At 73.1% G+C, this 1,733-nt stretch carries 1 protein-coding gene and 1 pseudogene; both read right to left on the bottom strand.

All coding sequences use genetic code 11. The annotated features are described in order from the left end of the window. Window positions 1-196, bottom strand: a pseudogene (locus tag ACWEV0_RS35905) (hypothetical protein); the annotation flags it as partial. A 151-nt stretch (window positions 197-347) separates the two neighbouring features. Continuing rightward, complete coding sequence (locus tag ACWEV0_RS35900; RefSeq protein WP_453154002.1) at window positions 348-839, bottom strand: hypothetical protein; 492 nt, start codon at window positions 837-839, stop codon at window positions 348-350. Between the last annotated feature and the right edge of the window lie 894 nt (window positions 840-1,733).

The raw sequence follows: 1,733 nt of genomic DNA, 5'->3' as shown, positions 1-1,733 counted from the left end.
GAAGAAGCAGATGAGCCCGATCGAGACCAGCATCACGGTGTCGTACGGGACGCGCCAGACGTCGTCGCCCTCGCGGACCGTCCAGTGGCTCGGCCGCGGCGAACGGCGTGATCTTCGCCTCCGCCAGCGAGCGGACCGTCTCCCGGAGCATCTCGTGCTCCTCCGACAGGCGATACAGGTCGAAGTCCTTGGCCATGGTTCTGGGCTCCCCTAGCAATGCTTGTGGCAGTTTGGCACTGAGTACCCTCAGCAAAACACACTCAGTGCCACGATGCTAGTGCCGGTGGGCCCGAGCAGCGAAACGCCGCGGCCTGACGTCCGTCAGGTCGCGGCGCGTGGAGGGTGGGTCAGGGCGTGGGACGGGGCTGGGTCGTGATCACGACCGCGGCGGCCAGCAGGACCACGTTCTTCACCACGAACTCGCCGACCATCGTCAAGAGGAGCGGGCTGGCGTGGTCGAAGGCGGCCCGCGGGGTGAGGACGAGGACCGCGAAGGTGCCGAGGAGGTGACCGGCGAGGAGGGGGAGCAGGGCCGCGCGGGCGCGGGCGGATATCAGCCAGATGCCGAAGAGGACCTCGGCCCAGCCGAGCGTCGGGACGAACCAGCCGCCCGTGTCGAACGGCATCACGTCGACGACCAGCTGCGCGGCCGGGCTCCGGCCGATCACCTTCAGGACGCCGAACCAGACGAAAACCCCGCCCAGGCCCCAGCGCAGCCCGAGCAGACCGTAGTGGTGCAGGCGCGGCGCCAGCCGGTCGAACAGGCCGGCGCCGGCGGCGACCCGCGGCGCGGGCGGGGCGGGCGTACGGGACGGGCGCAGGGGCGAGGAAACGGTCATGGCGGCCACTCCAAACGGATCGGTGCGGGATCGGACGAGGGGTGCGGCCCGGACACGCGCCCGGGCGGAGCGGTCCGGCGGCCGGCGGCCCGCGGCGTCCGCCCGAAACGGGGCGGCCGGGGGTGGCCGGGGTGACCGGGTGACACGGTGGCGCTGCGGCGGGGCCTTGCGTACGACCCGTGCGCCGGTGCGGTGCCGGGCCCGTACGTGCGGCCCGTATGCCGTGCGGTGCCGGGCCCGTACGTGCGGCCCGTGCGCCGGTGCGGCGGCGGGCCCGTACGTGGCCCGTGCGCCGGTGTGGTGCCAGGTCCGTACGTGCGACCCGTACACCGGGTGCGGTGCCGGGCCCGTACGCACGGCCCCTACGTCGGCGCGGTGCCGGGTCGGCGCGTACGCGGCCCACGGGGCGGAGAGCACGGACCCGCGTCCGGGGACCGGTCACGGCACGGCCCCCGGCGCGTGCCGCCGCTCCGGGGGCCGGGACCGGGTGCCGTCCCCTCACGGCACGGCGTACCCGCTCGCCGGGAGGCCGGCAGCGCCTGGTTGCGCATCACGCTAGCCACTCGCCGGGGCCACGGCGATGCCCATCGCTTCCTTGCATGCCTCCGATGAAGGAAGCCGATAGGCCGTTGCCCCGCGCGATCAAATCTCGCCAGCCTGGGGGCAGTTCGAGCTTCTGACCGATCCGCGGTCCACTCCTGCCCCGCACCGCACGCGAAGGAAACCAGGGATGTCTCAGCGACCCGTGCCCACCGCCCCGACCACCACCGCGGCCGCCGCGCCGCTCACCCGGCGGCGGGTGCTACAATGGCCGGTACAAAGAGCAGCGATGCCGTGAGGCGGAGCGAATCTCAAAAAGCCGGTCTCAGTTCGGATTGGGGTCTGCAACTCGAC

This window comes from Streptomyces sp. NPDC003943, from assembly GCF_053605265.1.
The sequence above is the reverse complement of the archived record's forward strand: the minus strand, read 5'-3'. Positions and strand labels throughout refer to the sequence as shown.

Bases quoted from the DNA above. Each gene is read 5' to 3' on its own strand.
- ACWEV0_RS35900 (WP_453154002.1), bottom strand. From the start codon at position 839: ATGACCGTTTCCTCGCCCCTGCGCCCGTCCCGTACGCCCGCCCCGCCC.